Annotated in this window: 15 protein-coding genes; 6 read left to right on the forward strand and 9 right to left on the reverse strand. The window is 65.4% G+C overall.

Annotated features, from left to right (window positions below):
* Position 1 precedes the first annotated feature (1 nt).
* Positions 2–4888 (reverse strand): response regulator, encoded by a 4887-nt coding sequence (locus tag NCR35_RS23200; RefSeq protein WP_250536276.1) that lies wholly within the window; start codon positions 4886–4888, stop codon positions 2–4.
* A 611-nt stretch (positions 4889–5499) separates the two neighbouring features.
* On the opposite strand from NCR35_RS23200, the gene NCR35_RS23205 reads away from it, so the two are divergent.
* A complete protein-coding gene (locus NCR35_RS23205; protein ID WP_284503267.1) occupies positions 5500–6363 on the forward strand; it encodes a tetratricopeptide repeat protein in 864 nt (287 codons plus the stop codon).
* Between the two features lie 81 nt (positions 6364–6444).
* The gene (locus NCR35_RS23210) at positions 6445–6933 is read left to right on the forward strand and encodes a low affinity iron permease family protein (RefSeq protein WP_250536278.1); all 489 of its coding nucleotides are present in this window, start codon (positions 6445–6447) and stop codon (positions 6931–6933) included.
* A gap of 31 nt (positions 6934–6964) precedes the next feature.
* Here the strand turns inward: NCR35_RS23210 and NCR35_RS23215 are convergent, their stop codons facing one another.
* The 5 genes from NCR35_RS23215 to NCR35_RS23235 form a co-directional block, all read right to left on the reverse strand.
* Complete coding sequence (locus tag NCR35_RS23215; protein WP_250536279.1) at positions 6965–7921, reverse strand: ABC transporter permease; 957 nt, start codon at positions 7919–7921, stop codon at positions 6965–6967.
* 1 nt (position 7922) lies between these two features.
* On the reverse strand, positions 7923–8918 hold the full coding sequence (locus tag NCR35_RS23220; protein ID WP_250536280.1) for an ABC transporter permease: 996 nt from the start codon (positions 8916–8918) through the stop codon (positions 7923–7925).
* A complete protein-coding gene (locus tag NCR35_RS23225; RefSeq protein ID WP_250536281.1) occupies positions 8915–10477 on the reverse strand; it encodes a sugar ABC transporter ATP-binding protein in 1563 nt (520 codons plus the stop codon). The genes NCR35_RS23220 and NCR35_RS23225 overlap by 4 nt, the downstream gene beginning before the upstream one ends.
* Positions 10478–10545: 68 nt before the next feature.
* The gene (locus tag NCR35_RS23230; RefSeq protein WP_250536282.1) at positions 10546–11547 is read right to left on the reverse strand and encodes an ABC transporter substrate-binding protein; all 1002 of its coding nucleotides are present in this window, start codon (positions 11545–11547) and stop codon (positions 10546–10548) included.
* Positions 11548–11663: 116 nt separating this feature from the next.
* Positions 11664–12767, reverse strand: coding sequence for a LacI family DNA-binding transcriptional regulator (locus tag NCR35_RS23235; RefSeq protein WP_250536283.1), 1104 nt, complete (start codon positions 12765–12767; stop codon positions 11664–11666).
* 191 nt (positions 12768–12958) lie between these two features.
* Here NCR35_RS23235 and NCR35_RS23240 point away from each other — a divergent pair, with 191 nt between their 5' ends.
* Both NCR35_RS23240 and NCR35_RS23245 read left to right on the forward strand, forming a co-directional pair.
* Entirely contained in the window at positions 12959–13759 is an 801-nt protein-coding gene (locus NCR35_RS23240; RefSeq protein ID WP_250536284.1) for a phytanoyl-CoA dioxygenase family protein, read from the forward strand.
* Complete coding sequence (locus NCR35_RS23245) at positions 13756–14715, forward strand: aldose 1-epimerase (protein WP_250536285.1); 960 nt, start codon at positions 13756–13758, stop codon at positions 14713–14715. Before NCR35_RS23240 ends, NCR35_RS23245 begins: the two co-directional genes overlap by 4 nt.
* Positions 14716–14793: 78 nt before the next feature.
* Here the strand turns inward: NCR35_RS23245 and NCR35_RS23250 are convergent, their stop codons facing one another.
* From NCR35_RS23250 to NCR35_RS23260, 3 genes are all read right to left on the reverse strand, one after another.
* Positions 14794–15090, reverse strand: coding sequence for a hypothetical protein (locus NCR35_RS23250; protein ID WP_250536286.1), 297 nt, complete (start codon positions 15088–15090; stop codon positions 14794–14796).
* Between the two features lie 358 nt (positions 15091–15448).
* Positions 15449–15772, reverse strand: a complete 324-nt coding sequence (locus NCR35_RS23255; protein WP_244850473.1) for a hypothetical protein — start codon at positions 15770–15772, stop codon at positions 15449–15451.
* 144 nt (positions 15773–15916) lie between these two features.
* Positions 15917–16138, reverse strand: coding sequence for a hypothetical protein (locus tag NCR35_RS23260; protein ID WP_244850471.1), 222 nt, complete (start codon positions 16136–16138; stop codon positions 15917–15919).
* Between the two features lie 139 nt (positions 16139–16277).
* Between NCR35_RS23260 and NCR35_RS23265 the strand changes: the two genes are divergently transcribed.
* A complete protein-coding gene (locus NCR35_RS23265; RefSeq protein ID WP_250536287.1) occupies positions 16278–16649 on the forward strand; it encodes a DUF3140 domain-containing protein in 372 nt (123 codons plus the stop codon).
* A gap of 95 nt (positions 16650–16744) precedes the next feature.
* Complete coding sequence (locus NCR35_RS23270; RefSeq protein WP_250536288.1) at positions 16745–17956, forward strand: putative DNA modification/repair radical SAM protein; 1212 nt, start codon at positions 16745–16747, stop codon at positions 17954–17956.
* Positions 17957–17958: the final 2 nt, after the last annotated feature.

Consider the following 17958-nt stretch of genomic DNA (forward strand, 5'->3'; position numbering starts at 1 on the left):
ATCAGCGCGCCGACGCCGCGCGCAACGCCTCCATCAACGCATGCGGATCGTACGGCTTGCGCAGCCGGATCGCATGCGGGAGCGCCTGCCGTTCCTCGTCGCTCAGTTCGAGGTCGTAGCCGGTGACGAACACGATGCCCAGACGCGGCGCCTGACGCGATGTCTCCTTCGCCAGCTCGATACCGGATTCGCCCGCCAGATTCACGTCGGTGAGCAGCACGTCGAAGCGTTGTTCGCCAAAGAGCGCGCGGGCCTCTTCGATGCTCGACGCTTCCGTGAGATCGAGGCCCATCTCGCGCAGCAACTCGGCGCTGCTCGTGCGCACCATCTCGTTGTCTTCGACGAAGAGCACGCGCAGGGTATCGGTGGAGTCGTGCGCTGCGGCATCGGCTGCATCAGTGGCATCGGCGGCATTCGTGGACGCAGTTTCGCGCGCGCGTTGCCCGAGCACATGGCGAATCTTGCGGGCGAGCGCCTCGTGCGTGTACGGCTTGCTCAACAGGTCGATGCCTTCGTCGAGCCGCCCCGCGTGAACGATCGCGTTGTCCGTGTAACCCGACGTGAACAGCACCGCGATGCCCGGCACGCGCTCGCGCGCCTTGCGCGCAAGCTCGGTGCTGCGCAACGGGCCGGGCATCACGACGTCCGTGAAGAGCATATCGATCGGCACGCCGCTTTCGACGATGGCGAGCGCGCTCTGCGCGTCCTTCGCCCGCAGCACGCGATAGCCGAGGTCCGCGAGAAGATCGACGACGGTCGCGCGCACTTCCTCGTCGTCTTCGACCACCAGAATGGTTTCGCTGCCGCCTTTAGGCGGTCCGGCGTCGACGTTCGTTTCGAGGTCTTCTTCCTGCCGCGCGCGCGGCAAGTAGAGGCGCACCGTCGTGCCGTGGCCTTCCTCGCTGTACACCTTGACGTGCCCGCCCGACTGCTTCACGAAGCCGTACACCATCGACAGGCCGAGTCCGGTGCCGTGACCTTCGCGCTTGGTCGTGAAGAACGGCTCGAACGCGCGTTCCTGCACTTCCGGCGACATGCCCGAGCCCGTATCGGTGACGGCGACCATCACGTATTGGCCGGGCGCGACGTCGGCGTTGCGCATCGCATAGGTTTCGTCGAGCGATGCGTTGCCGGCCTCGATGGTGAGCTTGCCGTGCCCGTTCATGGCGTCGCGCGCGTTGATCGCGAGATTGAGCAGCGCGTTCTCCACCTGGAACGGATCGACGAGCGTGTTCCACAAGCCGCCCGACACGATGGTTTCCACTTCGATGCCGTCGCCGAGCGCGCGGCGGAACATGTCGTCGAGACCGCGCACGAAACGGCCGAGATTGACGACCTTCGGCGCGAGCGGCTGGCGCCGCCCGAACGCGAGCAGTTGCGAGGCGAGATTCGCTCCGCGCGCCACGCCGGCGAGCGCGCTTTTCACGCGCTGCTCGGGCTTGTCCTGTCCGGCGACGTCTTTCGCAAGCAGTTGCAGGTTGCCGCCGATCACTTGCAGCAGGTTGTTGAAGTCGTGCGCGACGCCGCCCGTCAGCTTGCCGATGGCTTCCATCTTCTGCGCCATGCGCAAGGCTTCTTCGGTGTGCCGCAGCGCGTCGGCCGTTTCGCGGTCCGTGGTCACGTCGCGTCCGACGCCGTGAATGCGCCGCGTGCGCGGATCGAGCGAGAGCGTCCACGCAATCCAGCGCCAGCCGCCGTCGATGCGCCCGAGGCGGCACTCGTAGCGCACCGGCGTGCCGCTCGCCCGCAGCTTGTCGACTTCCAGCGCGACGGCGGCGCGGTCGTCCGTATGCACGATGTCGAGCATCGTGCGCGCATGCAGGCGCTCCGTGTCGATGCCGAGCACCGACGACCACGACGGGCTCACGCGCAACAGCGCGCCGTCGAAGCTCGCGATCACGAATAGGTCTTCGCTCAGTTCCCATAGGCGGTCGCGGTCCGCGACGACTTCGGTCACGCGGCGCTCCAGCGTCTCGTTCAGATCGCGCAGCGCGGCCTGCGCCTTGGCGCGCTCGGCGATTTCGTTCTGCGCCGCCTGAAAGAGCCGCGCATTGTCGATGGCGATGGCCGCCTGCGCCGCGATGCCCTTGACGATGCGCTCGGCGCGATCAGTGAACACGCCCGGTTGCGGATGACCGAAGAAGAGACCGCCGAGCACTTCGCCCGTGCGCGACACGACCGGCGCGGCGAGATAGCTGCGCAGCGGAAGATGGCCCTTCGGCATGCCGAAATGCGGCGAGTTGTGCCCGTAGCGCGGATCTTGGGTGATGTCGTCGGAGCGCACGATGCCGTGTCCGCCGAACGTCGGCCCGAAGACGGCGGTGTTGCGCGGCATCGGATAGTTCGCGAAGCTCTCCTGCGGCGCGCCGGAAAGCGCGTACAGCGTGTAGCTGCCGCCTTCGTCGTCGAGCACGTTGTAGAAGAACGAACCGAATGAGGCGCCGCTCAACTCCGTGGCGGCATCGGTCACGACCTGCACGACGCGCGAGAGATCGAGTTCCGCGGCGACCGTCGTGCCGACGCGGTTGAGCACTTCGAGCACGCGCGACTCTTCGCGCAGGCGCTGCTCGGTCTCGCGGCGCAGGCGCGACAGGCGCAGATTGCTCGCCACGCGCGCAAGCAGTTCGCGCGCCGAGAACGGCTTCGTCAGATAGTCGTCCGCGCCCGCTTCGAGGCCGCCGACGCGCGCTTCTTCGCCCGCGCGCGCCGACAGCAGCACGACCGGCGTCTCGCGCAGCGTCTCGTCGTCGCGTAGCGCGCGCAAGAGGCCGAAGCCGTCGAGGCGCGGCATCATCACGTCCGAGACGATGACGTCCGGATGCAGCGCGAAGGCCGCGTCGAGCCCGGCGCGGCCGTCGGCGGCGACGCTCACGTCGTGGCCGGCGGCGGCGAGCAGGCGGCGCATGTAGTCGCGCAGATCGGCGTTGTCGTCCACCACGAGCACGCGGCCCGTCAGCGCATCCGATGGCGCGGTCGCTTCCGCGGCGTGTGCGAGCGGCGAGTCGAGGTCCGCGACATCGAGCGCGGCGGCGTCGGCGGCGTCGGCGGCGTCCGCATCCGGCGTCCAGCGCAACGCGGCATCGACGAAGGACCGCGCGCGGCTGCTGGCCTCGGCGCGCGGGGCGTCGGCGCGCGATGCGGCGTCTTCGTGCGCGGCCGGCAGCGTCACGGTGAAGCACGTCCCCTCGCCCAAGCGGCTCGTCACGCCAATGCTGCCGCCGTGCAGCTTGACGAGTTCCTGAACCATCGCGAGCCCGATCCCGCTGCCTTCGACGGAGCGGCCCGCCGCTCCCGCCACGCGATGAAACCGCTCGAAGACGCGCGCCTGCTCGTGCTCGGCAATGCCGATGCCGGTATCGCGCACGCTCGCTTCGATCACGCCGCCGCGCACGGCGAGCGCCACCTCGATGCTGCCCTCGAAGGTGAACTTGAACGCGTTCGACAGCAGGTTCATCACGACCTTTTCCCACATGTCGCGGTCGATGTCGGCGAGCACCGGCGTATCGGGAATGTTCGTGCGAAGCGTCAGGCCGGCCGTCTCGATGGCCGAGCGGAACAACGACGCGAGTTCGGCGGTGAACGCGGCGATGTCCGTGCGCTGGCGATGAATCTCGATGCGGCCCGCCTCGATGCGCGAAAAGTCGAGCAGCGCGTTGACGAGCGTGAGCAGCCGCATGCCGTTGCGATGCATGATCTCGACGAGCCGCATGTCCTCGGGCGGCACGCGCCCTTGGTCCGCGAGCATTTCCTCGAGCGGGCCTAACATCAGCGTGAGCGGCGTCCGGAACTCGTGGCTGATGTTGGAGAAGAACGTAGTCTTCGCGCGGTCGATTTCCGCGAGCGCTTCGGCGCGGCGGCGCTCTTCGTCGTAGGCGTGGGCATAGCCGATCGCCGCGCCGATCTGTCCGGCGACGAGATTGATGAAGGTGCGATAGCCGTCGTCGAACAGGCGATACGGATTGAGCGCCGCGATCAGCACGGTCGCATGGCCGGTCTCGCCGGTCGGGGCGATCGGGACCATCACGGCGGTGGCCGGCGCGGCCTTCCAGGCGCCCGTGGGCAACGACGCGCCGACGTGCTGATGCAGGTTCGTCACGAGCAGCGCGCGGTTCTCGCGCAGCGCGTCCTGAAACGGCCACGGCTCGCGCCGGTCGCTGGTGAGCGTCGCGGGCGCCGCCGGATGCCCCGGCGCGATGCCGCATGCGCCGACGAGCGTCGCGGTCTCGTTGCCCGGGCCCGCCGCGTAGAGCAGCGCGAAGGGCAGATCGCGCGGCGCGCTTTTCAGCGCGTTCATCGAGCGTTCGCACGCCTCGCGCCAGGTGCGGGCATCGGCGGCGGAGGTCGCCAGTTCGCGCAGCACCGTCAGTTGCCGTTCGCCGAGCACGCGCTGCGTGTCGTCGCTGTTCGCGCAGATGATGCCGCCCGCGCCGCCGCGGTCGTCCGGAATCGGGCTGTAGGAGAACGTGTAGTAGGTCTCCTCGGGGAAACCGTTGCGCTCCATGATCAGCAGCTTCTGTTCGACGAAGGTGCCTTCGACGCCGGCGAGCGCCGTATCCAGCAGCGGCCCGATGTCGTCCCAGATTTCGCGCCACACGACCGAAGTCGGCTGCCCGAGCGCGTGCGGATGCTTGCCGCCGATGATCGACCGGTAGGCGTCGTTATAGAAGAAGAGAAGTTCGTGACCCCAGCCGATCCAGATGGGCTGGCGCGAGGTCAACATGATGCGAATGGCCGTCTTCAGGCTCTGCGGCCAGTCCTCGGGCGCGCCGAGCGAGGTCTGCGTCCAGTCGAAGCCCCGGATGAGCACGCCCATTTCTCCGCCGCCGAGCAGAAAGCTGGGGTCGACGCTGCTGGCGCTCGTGTCCGGGGGCACATTCTCGGGAGTCATCGACGCTAAATCTCCTCGCTGGGTGTCTCCACCAAGCGGCTTGGGGTTGAAAGGCGTGTCTTGGGATGACGCTGACTGAAACGCACGACCGGATAGGCTTCCGGATTCTCGCACGGAAACGGCTGCGGACCGTTGGGGCATGCGCGTTCGCAGGGCTATAGCAAGGTTCGTGACCGGGACGGCATGCTCCACGAATGTGGCCCGCGCTGAAGTCATTCAATGACCCTTTCAGCAATGCCTTTCGCGACCCCTCAATTCAAAATCACATATTTTTTTGCACTATACTCAGTTGAATCCGTTATCGTCCCTTTCTCCGCGAATCGGGAAACGCGAAAAACGCGTCTTTACGCCGTCGATTAAATCGGTCTGGAAATAAACCGCGCTAATCCCGCCGTCTTACGGGCAATGGCCGGCGCTTCCGTGGTCTGCGTTTCGGCGAAGCGTTTGCCGTGCGGCAAGAAGCAAGACAGTGCCGATTCGCGTTTCGTATTCGTGGTCACTCATTAAGCATTACCGCCAAAGCGATCCACGACAATTAACTCCATTGCATCAATACGCTCATGAACGAACCAGTCGATTCATTCAAAAGAAGCCTGTCCGACCGCGAAGCCATGCTTCGGCACGAGCTCGCGGTTAATCCGGACTCTGCGGCGGTGAAAAATAATCTGGGTCTCGTGATGCGACTGTCGGGCCGTCTGCCGGAAGCCGAGCAAATGTTCCGGCAGGCGCTCGCGCTGCAGCCCGATTCCGCCGACATTCTGGTGAACCTCGCGCTGGTCGCATTCGACGAGCGTCGTATCGAAGACTGTCAGGCGATCTTGATGCAGGCGCTGGCGCTTCGTCCGAACTTTGCGATGGCCAGGTTCACGCTCGGTTGCACGTTCCAGGCACAGCGACGCCTCGACGACGCCGCCACCGCTTTCTCCGAGGCAATCGCAGCGCAGCCCGATTTCGCGCAGGCGCATATCGGGCTCGCTCAGACGCTCTTCATGCAGGGCCGCATCTCGGACGCCGAAACGGCGTGCCGCAGGGGCATCGATCTCGCACCGCAGGTCATCGACGGTCATTTGTCCATGGGCGATGTCTTACTCGCGGCGGGCCGGCTCACCGAGGCCGAGGCCGCGTTCAACCGGGCGCTCGCGATCAATCCGCAGTCGGCGGAAGCGCATTGCGGCCTCGGCAACGTCGCGCACCGCCGCTTCGATCTGCCGGGCGCGGAAGCTCTGTTCCGCCAGGCGCTGGCCTTGCGTCCGGTGTTCTTCGAAGCGAGCCGCGGTCTCGGCCTCGTGCTGCTCGCGTTCGGCCGGGCTCAGGAAGCGGAGGGCGCGCTACGTCAAGCCTTATCGCTCAGGCCGGACGACGCAGGTGTGCAGAGCGCACTGAACGCCACGCTCACTTTTCCGCGAGCGCAGCCGCGTCCCGGCGTGCAGACGAGCGCCGACACGTTGATTGCGCCGCGCAAACCGTCCGCGTGATCCGCAATGGCTGAGTGCGTCGGAATGCTTCTGAAAGGAACGGGTCTTGCTTGCCGTCCTTCCGATCCAAGGGAGGAAAGCATGAATAGCAAACAACGGACCTCGACGGACGAGATCGATACTATCCCCGACACATCCAGCCCCGCCTACGCCAAATCGCATCCGTTGATGCGCGCGTTCGACAACTTCGCGAGCCTCGTCACGCGCTGGGCGGGTTCGCCGTTCGCGTTCGGGCTGGCGGTGGCGAGTATCGTCGCGTGGGTCATCACAGGGCCGATCTTTCACTATTCCGACGGCTGGCAACTCGTCATCAACACGGGCACGACCATCGTCACGTTCCTGATGGTGTTTCTGATCCAGCAGAGCCAGAACAAGGACAGCGTCGCGCTGCATCTCAAGCTCAATGAACTGCTCGCGACGCACCGCGCGGCGAGCAATCACCTGATCGGCATCGAGGACGCGAGCGAAGAAGAACTGCGCAGGCTCGCGGCCGCCTATCTGCGCCTGGCGTCGGAAGGCGGCGAGGCGGCGGCCGGGGCGTCGCCCGGCAGCGCGGGAAAGAAGCATTGAGGCCGCGCGACGATCATGGGCTCCTGTTGACTCAATGCGTGACTTTCGCCGGCACGACGCGCCGGTTCAGCACGCGCGCTTGCAGAACGATCACGAGCAACAGGAAAAGCCCGCGAATCACCGACTGCCAGTAAGCCGACAAGCTGATATACCCGAGCCCGTTCTCGAAGTTCAGCAGATTGAACACGAGCCCGAGCAGCGCGACGCCTGCAATGGTCATCGCGATGGAGCCTTCGCCGCCCGTCAGCCGCGTGCCGCCGAGCACCACCGCCGAGATCGCGAACAGTTCCCAGCCGACGCCTTCGTTCGGCTGCCCCGCGCCGAACTGCGCCGCGAGAATCGCGCCCGCGATGCCGGCGAGCAAGCCGCTCAACGCATACACCGCGACCAGCGTGCGATCGACGTTCAGGCCCATCAGCCGCGACGCCTCTTCGCTGCCGCCGATGGCGAGCGCATGACGGCCGAAGCGCGAGCTGCGCAGCGCGAGCCAGCCGAGCACCGCCGCGACCAGCGACACGATGCCGGGAATCGGCAGGCCGAACAGATCGCCTTGTCCGAAGGCGGCGAAGTTCGTATCCGACGAGATAGCGACCGCATCGTTATGGCCGAGCAGGAGCGCGAGGCCATGCGCGCCGAGGCTCGTCGCCAGCGTGACGATGAAGGGAAGAATGCGCATGTGCGTGATGACGATGCCGTTCAGCACGCCCACCGCGAGCCCCGCGAACGCTCCCGCGAGCACGCCCGCCACGCCGCCGTGCGGACTCGCCAGCGCCGCGACCACGCTGGCGAGCGCCGCCACCGCGCCCACGGACAGGTCGATGCCGCCCGTGATGATGACGAACGCCATGCCGATGGAGATCAGCGCGAACATCGAGTTGTATCGCCAGAACGACGTCACGTTGTAGGCGGAGGCGAAGTGCTCGTAGCGCACGACGCCCAGCACGAGCAACGCGACGAGCGCGATCAGGATAGGAAGGTTCTTCTTCATGTCATGAGCCTCGGCGGCGCTGCACGTACACGGCGCCGATGATGATCGCGGCCTTCAGCACGAGCGCGGCGGCGTCCGGAATGCCGTGCGCGAGCAGCGTGTAACGCAATAGCTGGATGATGAGCGCGCCGATCAGCGTGCCCGTGATGTACGCCTTGCCGCCCGTCAGCGCGGTGCCGCCGACCGCGACGGCCGCGATGGCATCGAGCTCGACGCCGAGGCCCACGACGTTCGCATCCGACGACGAATTCACCGAGATCGAAATGAGCCCGGCGAGACCGGCGAGCGCGGCGCATGCGGTGTACGCGATCAGCTTCACGCGCGCCGTCGGAATGCCGGAAAGATACGCGGCGTCCTCGTTGCCGCCCGTGACGAGCAGATACTTGCCGAAGAGCGTCTTGCGCACGATCCATGTGAAGACGGCGACGAGCGCGAGCATCAGCAGAATCTGGAACGGCACGCCCGCGACCTTGCCGAGCGCGATCCACTGAAACGCGGGATTGTTGAACGCCTGCAGGCTGCCGTCGGTCACGACCTGCGCGATGCCGCGCCCCGCGATGAAGAGCACCAGCGTCGCGACGATGGGCTGCACGCGAAGCCGTGTGACGAGCAGTCCGTTGAACACGCCGCACAACGCGGCGGCCAGCACGGGCAGCGTGAAGGCGAGCAAGATGCCGAGCGGCCCTTTGATGTTCATGAAGAGCATCGGCGCGAGCGCGCCGGCAATCGCCATCGACGCGCCCACGGACAGATCGATGCCGCCTGTCGCCACCACGAGCGTCATGCCGATGCCGACAATCACGATCGTCACCACCTGCGTGAGGTTCACGTTGAACGTCTGAAGCGACCAGAAGTGCTCGGTGAAGAACAGGTTGAACAGGATCATCGCGACGAGCACGATGATCTCGCGCTGGATCGCGATGCCGCGCCGCTTCTTGACGGGCGCGGCTTGCGCGTCCGCGGCGAGCGGCGCTGCCGGTTGTGTCTTGTCGATCATGACTCGTTTCCTTGCGCGGCCGTCGCTTGCGCGAGCGTCGATGTTTCACTCGAGCCGTAGGCGATCGCATCCATGATCGATGCCTCGTTCATCTGCGCGCCATCGAGTTGCGCCACGGTTTCGCCGTCGCGGATCACGACCGCGCGGTCGGCCACGGCGGTCAGCTCTTCCAACTCGGACGCCGACAACAGCACGGCCATGCCCGCATCGCGCAACTCGCGCACGATCTTCGCGACGTCGGCTTTCGCGCCCACGTCGATGCCGCGCGTCGGCTCGTCGAGCAGCAGAAGACGCGGATTCGTCGCGAGCCAGCGCGCGAGCAAGACCTTTTGCTGATTGCCGCCCGAAAGTTCGCGTATCGGTTGATCGGGCGAGCGCAGCTTGATGCCGAGCGACGCGATGAAGCCGTCCACGATCTCGCGCTGCTTCGCGACATCCACGACGCCGCGCTTCGTGAGCGCGGGCAGGCAGACGAGCGTGAGGTTGTCGCGCACGGAAAGCTCCGGCACGATGCCTTCGGCCTTGCGGTCTTCGGTGAGATACGCGATGCCGCGCGTGATCGCATCTTTCGGCGACTTGAACGCGGCGCTTTCGCCCGCCACCGTGAGCGAACCGCGCGAAGGACGGTCCGCGCCGAACAGAAGGCGCATCGTCTCCGTGCGGCCCGAGCCGAGCAAGCCGGCGAGACCCACTGCTTCGCCCGCATGCACATCGAGCGATACGTTCGTGACTTTCGCGCCCGCCGCTAGCGACTGCGCGCTCAACGCGACCGCGCCGCGCTTCGCCAGATTCTCTTCTTTCACCGCGCTGTCTTCGTGAACGACGGCGGCGAGCGTGCGGCCGAGCATCGTCGTCACGAGCTTGAGCTTGTCCATCTCCTGCATCGTGCTTTCCGCGACCGTCTGGCCGTCGCGCATCACGGTGACGCGGTCGCAGAGCGCATACAGTTCGTCCAGCCGATGCGAAACGAAGATGACCGCGCGCCCGTCGTCGCGCAAGCGGCGCACGACGCCGAAAAGCAGTTCGACTTCGCGCTCGTCGAGCGATGACGTCGATTCGTCCATGATGACCATCTTCGCATCCGACGAAACGGCCCGCGCGAGCGCGACCATCTGCTGAATGGCGGTCGAGTAGTCGCGCACGGGCTTCTTCACATCGATATGCAGTCCGAACGATTCGAGTAATTCAGTCGCGCGCCGCTGCACCGTTTTCCAGTCGATCAGGCCGAAGCGGCGCGGCTCGCGTCCGAGAAAGATGTTCTCGGCCACCGAGCGAAACGGCACCAGGTTGATCTCCTGATAGATCGTGCTGATGCCTGCTTCGCGCGCTTCCTTCGGCGTGCGGAAATCCACTTCGCGTCCGTCGAAGCGGATGGTTCCGCCGCTCTTGCGATACGCGCCGGTGAGAATCTTGATGAGTGTCGACTTGCCCGCGCCGTTCTGACCGATGAGCGCGTGCACTTCGCCGGCCGCGACGGTGAGGCGCGCGTGCTTGAGCGCCGCGACGCCGCCGAAGGCAATGTCGATGTCCTGCATGTCGAGTAGGGGAGCAGTGGCCATGCGGCGCTTGTCGTCCTTTGAAAAAGCGAGCGCCCGAAGGCGCCCGCGAACCAGCGAGACTGCTTCGCTCAATAGCCGTACTGCATGCTGGCGTCGACGTTGCTCTTGTCGTAGAAGCGATCGGATACCTTGACCCACGGCGGAATGGTCTCGCCCTTCGCGTATTTCTGCGCGACGTCGCACGCGAGCGGTCCGAAGAACGGGCTCGACTGCACGCTCGCGCCCAGTTCGCCCGCCTTGATCGCTTCGAGGCCGCCCTTCGTGCCGTCGATCGTGACGAGCACGATGTCCTTGCCGGGCTGCTTGCCCGCCGCCTTGATGGCGGCGATCGCGCCGAGCGCCATTTCGTCGTTGTGCGCGTAGACGGCGGTCACGTCGGGATGCGCCTGCAACAGCGTTTCCATGACCTGGCGGCCCTTGTCGCGCGCGAAGTCGCCGCTTTGCGACGCGACGATCTTCATGCCCGGATTCTTCGCGATGACTTCGTCGAAGCCCTTCTTGCGGTCGTTCGCAGCGGACGCGCCCGTGGAGCCTTCGAGCTCGATGATCGTCGCCTTGCCGTTCGTGGTCTTCACGAGCCAGTCGGCGGCGCGGTGGCCCTGATCGATGAAGTCGGAACCGATAAACGTGATGTAGTCGCGCCCGGCTTTCGCCATCGACTGATCGATGTTGCGGTCCACGAGAATCACCGGAATGCCGGCCTTCTTCGCCTGCAACACAACCGGCGCGAGCGGCTTTTCTTCGCGCGGCGGGAACACCAGCAGATCGACGTGTTGCGCGATCATGCTCTGGATATCCGACACTTGCTTGGCCGCCGAACTGTTCGCGTCGGTGATGATGACCTGCCAGCCGCACTTCGATGCGACGTCCTTGAAACTCTTGGTCTCGGCGAGCCGCCACGGGTTGTTGCTCTCCGTCTGCGCGAAGCCCACGCGCAGCGGCTTCTTGTTCGGGATCTTCGGCAACGCGTCGTCGGCGGCGTGCGCGGCCCCGGCTGCGAGCGTCAGAGCGGTGAGCGCGGCGGCGAGCGGGCGCAGGCCCGAGCGGAGATTCTTGTTCAGCGACAGCATGTCTTCCTCCGATATGGATGTTCGTCTTGTTGGTAATGCCGATGCTTGTTGATGCTTGCTGTGCCCGGTCTGTCTGATGCGAGAGATGCTGGGGCACTTCCTCCAGTTATGACCGGCTAATCACTAATATTATTAGTAGCGAACTGATGCGCTTCGGCGATGACCTTCACCGATCCGCGCTCGATCAACGGGCCGTCGAGCTTGACGGTGCGGCGCCGCAACGGCGCGCCGACGGCGCGGTTATGTTCTTCTTGCAGAAGCGTTTCGACCGCCCAGCGGCCGAGGTCGTAGTTCGGCAACACCACGGTCGATAACGGTGGATGCGTGTGGCGCGCGATCTCCTGATCGTCGTAGCCGACCACGGAGACATCGTCGGGCACGCGCAGCCCGAGTTGCTTGAGCGCCTCGATCGCGCCGAGCGCCATCAAATCGTTCGCGCAGAAAATGGCCGTCGGCGGATTCGGCTCGCGCATGAGCGAGAGCGTCTGCTCGAAGCCGGCGCCCGAACTCCAGTCGCCTTCGCGCACGAGTTCCGGCGCGAACGGCAAGTCCGCCGTCGCGAGCGCCGTGCGATAGCCCTTCAGCCGGTCGCGCGCCGCGTCCTGATACGGCTCGCCGTTGATATAGCCGATGCGCCGATGCCCCGCCGCGAGCAGATAGTCCGTCGCCGTGTGCCCGCCCGCGACCTCGGCCGGAACGACCGACGACAGGTTCGCATCGGTCGCGTAGCAGTTGAGCAGGACGGTGGGCACTTTGGCGAGCGCCGCCGGCAGAGCGACGAGCCGCGTGTAGACGGTCGCGTAGATCACGCCGAGCAAATTGGGATTGTCCAGCGTCGCCGCGAGCACGCGCGCTTCGATCTCCGCGTTGCCGTGCGTCGAATAGACGGCGAGCAGGCGGCCATGCGCGAACGCGGCGTCGCGTGCGCCGTCGATGCAGACCACGGGATGCGGGCTCGTCGAAATCTCATCGGCGAGATACACGATCAGGTTGCGCTCACTCTGCACGCCGGGCGTGTCGAAGGCGTCCAGCGCGGCGGGCTCACGCGGCGTCATGCGATAGCCGAGCTCCTGCGCCGCGCGCAGCACCTTGTCGCGCGTGACGTCCGAGAACTTCGCGCCGCTCGCGTTGTTGAGCACGAGCGAAACCGTCGACTGCGAAACTCCGGTGAGCTTCGCAATGTCGGTCATGGTCGGGCGGCGCTGCGTGGTTTTCTTCATCGGACAGGTGCGGCGTATGAGGCTTGGCGACAGACCTTAACACTAATATTAGTGATGGACAACACGGAAACCACCTAGCCAGAACATGGGACGGCACAGGGTTTTCACCGAGTATTACTAATAATATTGACGGCGCTATTACTGCCGTGCCATTCTCTTTCCGTCCGATTCACGACCGAAAGGAGCGGCGCATGGGCCGATACGACGAGACAACGAGAGACGCGCTTGCACAAGCGTTCGAGCGAGACGGCTTCGTGCTGTTGCGCGATCACTTCGAGCGCGCGAAGCTCGAAGCGTGGCGCGAGGCGTTCGCGCCGCTGTTGCAGCCACATGTCGATGCGGCGCGCGAGGCGTCGGCGAGCGGCAACCGCGGGCCGGGCCGCTACTACGTGACCTTGCCGTTCGAAGGCGAGTTCGCGGACCCGTCGATCATCTGCGACGAGGACATCATCGGCATCGTCGAACGCGTGGCGGGACGCGATCCTGTCATGTGCCAGCTCGCGACCGATACGCCGGTTCGCGGTTCGGACTTTCAGGACTGGCATCGCGATACGCCGCCGCTTTTCGACGACGCGCCCGAAACGCCGTCGTTCCAGCTTGCCGTGAACTTTCCGCTCGTCGATGTCGATGAGCGCAACGGCTCGCTCGAGACGACGCGCGGCACGCACCGCATCTCGCGCGAAGAAGCGCTCGCCGGTCTCGCCGATGGACGCTTCCCGCCCGAGCGCGTGCCGATGCGCGTCGGCGACGTGATGATCCGCGATGTGCGCGGGCTGCATCGCGGCACGCCCAATTACATCGACGAACCGCGTCCGATGGTCGTGATCGGCTATAGCCGCGCATGGTATTTCCGGCCCGAAGTGCATATCGACGTGCCGCGCGCCGTGCTCGCCGACTTGCCGCCGCGCGCCAAGCGACTGCTGCGCTACAACCCGGTGGTCGAGCGCACCCAGCGCATCTTCGACGAAAACTACCGGCAGTTCGCATATTGAGCGCCGATCGAACCACGTCGGGGCGCGCGGACGAAGCGCTCGTGGAATTGCGCCACGGCGCTCGGCGCGTGCTGCTCGCCCCGCATGTCGGCGGCGCGATTGCGGCTTTCTTCGACGCCCGCGAGCCCAACGAAGGCGGCGCGCTGCACTGGCTGCGTCCCGCCACGGTCGATGCGCTCGCCGCGCGCAATCCGCTCGGCATGGCGAGCTTTCCGCTCGTGCCGTATTGCAACCGTATTCGCGATGCGCGCTTCACGTTCGATGGCGCGCTCGTCGATCTGTCCGGCGACGGCAACGCGTTCCCGCACGCGCTGCACGGCAACGGATGGCGGCGGCCGTGGCGCGTCGATGCCGTCTCGGAGGCGAGCGCCCGTCTCACGTTGTCGCACGCGCCTTCGCAGGAGCCGGCGCATCATTGGCCGTTCGCCTTCGAAGCGGCGCAGGACATCGCGCTGGATACGCAGTCGCTCACCGTGACCATGTCGCTGCGCAATCTGTCCGACCGGCCGATGCCCTTCGGCCTCGGACACCATCCGTACTTTCCGCGCACCGGGCACACCGTCGTGCGCACGCGGGTGGGGTCGATGTGGCATACGACGCCCGAACCGTTGCCGACGCACGCCGGCCCGCATCCGAGCATCGACGCGCTGGCATCGCCGCAAGGCATGTCCGCCGATGCCTTCGATCTCGACAATAACTTCACCGGTTGGTCTCGCGAGACGTCGGTCGCGTGGCCGCGCGAGCATCGGTCGGTCACGCTGCGAGCGGAAGCGCCGTTCGACTTCACGGTGATTTATGCGCCTTCGTCGTTCGGATCGTTGCTGTGTGTCGAGCCAGTCAGCAATGTCGCGGATTGGGTGAATCTGGATGTCGACGCGTCGCGGAAAGGCGGCGGCGTGCTTGCGCCGGGAGAGTCGGTCAGCGCGCGGTTTTCGCTGACGCCGGAAGTCGAGTAGGGCTGTTCCCGGCTGGCGGCTCGCGCGACGAGCGCATGAGCTTCTGTCGTGCATGTCGCTCGTCGCGCCCCGTTGTGCTCAATGACCGAAGAACACGTCGCATCGCGGCTGGCTGCTGCATGCGTCGGTGGTCCGCCCGCCAGCCGACATGCTCGTTCCGGCTTTCGCGCCGCCGTAGGCTTGTTCGCCGGATGCGGACTCGGCCGTCGCGGCGTCGGTTTGCCGCGCGGTATGCGACGAATCCATCGGACGCATCGTCTGGACGAGTTGTTGCGTCGGTTCGGGCATGCCTTGCGCGCGGGCGTTGCCGATGCCCGCGGCCAGCGCACAGGCCGCCATCATCGCGATGAATTTCGGGTTGACGTTCGTCTTCATGTTCCAGCTCCTCAGAAGCGATTGCACAAGCAGCCGGCAACACGTTCCGGACTCCTTGCAGCGGTGGAAGAAAGGCGCGCAGCGACCATGCGAAGCCAACGCGTTCGCCGGCCGAAAGCGACCAAGCAACGACGCAGACGGCACGACCGAGCCCTTGTGATGAGATGCGAGGAAGTCGCTCGTATGCGGCGGGCGCGATAAGAAACCGCGCAGGCACACATTAGGGTCTGGGAAGAAGACGCGAAATCCCTATGTGGAAGGGATGCGTATGGAGGGAGTGATAAAGTTAAGGAGGGGATGACGCCCGGCCCGCGCAACGAACGACGCGGACCGGGCGGTCTTGCCAAAAGCGAACGCGTTATTCCGAGCTCGACGTGCCGCTACCGGACGAACCCGAACCACTCTTCTTGTGCATCTTGTTCGTCTTGCTGCTCGAACCGCTGCCCGAGCCCATGGTGGAGGAGCCGGTCGCACCCGAGGTCGCGCCCGTCGTGCCATTCGCGTTCGGCGTGCCCATGCCGGTGCCGCCCTGTCCCGCGCCATTGCCGCCGGCCGTGCCGCCCCCCGTTCCGCCGCCGCCCGCGCCACCACCGGCTCCGCCGCCCGCGCCCTGCGCGAACACGGCGCCCGACAGACTCAGAATCATTGCGGATACGAGCAAGCTCTTCTTGGCGATTTTCATGGTGCCTCCCTTGGATTTAGTGATGTGACGCGCGCCGCTGGGTTTGCCTGCGCGGCGTCGCGCCTTACATCGCGCAATCCTTGTGCCGCAGATGTAAGCGTTCACGCTCCCGGACGCGGCTAATGGGAACACAGGCCGATTCGGTCACGCCAATGCCTCGTCGCACCATTCAATGGCCCACGCCCGCGCGCAATGCAGTGCGTCCCATTCGTTCGGGAACGAGTCGAGATCCCCGGATTCGTGGACTTCCACGTTCGGCGTGTGTTCGTTGGGCGCGCTGGTGATTCGAGCGCGCGCGTAGTAGATGCCATCTTCATCATGGCGAGCGGTACAGTCGATATGGAAGTTCTTGTAGTCAAAACGCATAGGAAGTTCTCCACGAGAGAGTGCGTGGCGTCGCGGCTGACATCGCGAAGCCGGGCCTGACACTTGTGCGATAAACACCGCTGGAGCGGTGCTTGCTCGATGCCGGTGATGCGGCTGACCTCACCAACGGAGCGCGCTCATGACCACGCATGAAAGGACGCACGAAGCCCATGGACAATCGGCGGACGGCGAAGACAAGGCGACGTTCGACGAGTTCAAAGCGCTCGTGAACATGACGGCGCATCAGCTGGAAAAGTGGCTGGCGACGGATGAATCTCAGGCAGTGGGCCAAAAAGACGGAAACGCGGAATCGGTCGGGCATCAGTCCGGGCGGCGCATTATCGAATTGCTCGGCGCGAAGAAGAGCGAATTGCATGCCGACGACTACGGCCACATGCGCAAGGTCATCGGCTATGTGAAACGCCACCTTGCGCAGCGCCCCCAAGGCGATGTCGAACATACGAAGTGGCGCTACTCGCTGATGAACTGGGGCCATGATCCGTTGAAATAGCAGCGCGGCGGCGCCATGTCTGCGCTACCGCGCGGTTTGCAAACTTCCCGCGACACCATTAGCATACTGTATAAATATACAGTATCATAGCCAAGATGGAACTGTCCGAAAAGCTCGAAATTCTTGCGGATGCCGCGAAGTACGACGCATCGTGTGCAAGCGGCGGCGCGCCCAAGCGCGAGTCGCGCGGCGTCGAAGGTCTGGGCGCAAGCACGGGCTCGGGCATTTGCCACAGCTTCACGCCGGACGGCCGCTGCGTGTCGCTGCTCAAGATCTTGCTCACGAACTTCTGCCTGTACGACTGCCAGTACTGCATCAACCGCCGCTCCAGCAACGTGCCGCGCGCGCGGTTCACGCCGGAAGAAGTCGTCACGCTGACGCTGGACTTTTATCGCCGCAACTACATCGACGGGTTGTTCCTGAGTTCGGGCGTCATTCGTTCTTCGAACTACACCATGGAGCAACTGGTGCTCGTGGCGAAGACGCTGCGCGAGAAGCATCAGTTCTGCGGCTACATCCATCTGAAGACGATTCCCGATGCCGACCCTGGCCTGATCGCGCAAGCGGGGCGCTATGCGGACCGCTTGAGCGTGAACATCGAGCTTCCGACTGAAATCAGCCTTGAGCGCCTCGCGCCGGAAAAAAGCGGCCGCACCATCAAGCTGGCGATGGGCAACATTCGCGTCGCGCGCGAGGAGTCGGAAGCCGAGCCGCGCGCGCCGCGTTTCGCGCCGGCGGGGCAAAGCACGCAAATGATCGTCGGCGCGGACGAGACCGACGACCGCACCATTCTCGGCACCGCCGAAACGCTGTACGGCTCGTATCAGTTGAAGCGCGTCTACTATTCGGCGTTCAGCCCGATTCCCGACAGTCCGTCCGGCGTGCCGTCCAAGGCGCCGCCGCTTTTGCGCGAGCATCGGCTGTATCAGGCTGATTTTCTAATGCGCGGCTATGGCTTCAACGCCGCCGAACTGCTCGGCGATGCAGGCAATCTGCCGCTCGATGTCGATCCGAAGCTCGCATGGGCGCTCGCGCATCGCGAACGTTTCCCGGTCGATCTGAACACCGCGCCGGTGCGCATGATCGCGCGGGTGCCGGGCATCGGCATGCGCAACGCGAAGCGCATCGCGGAACTGCGCCGCGCGCGGCGCGTGCGTTACGCGGATCTCGCGCGGCTGCGCTGCGCGATGGACAAGGTGAAGCCTTTCGTCGTGACCGAGGACTATCGGCCGCCGCTTGCCGAAGCATCGTCGGAGCATTTGCGAAAGGCGCTTTCCACGCAGCCGGTGCAGCTTTCGCTCATCTAGCG

Source organism: Caballeronia sp. AZ10_KS36 (assembly GCF_023631105.1).
Lineage (GTDB): Bacteria > Pseudomonadota > Gammaproteobacteria > Burkholderiales > Burkholderiaceae > Caballeronia.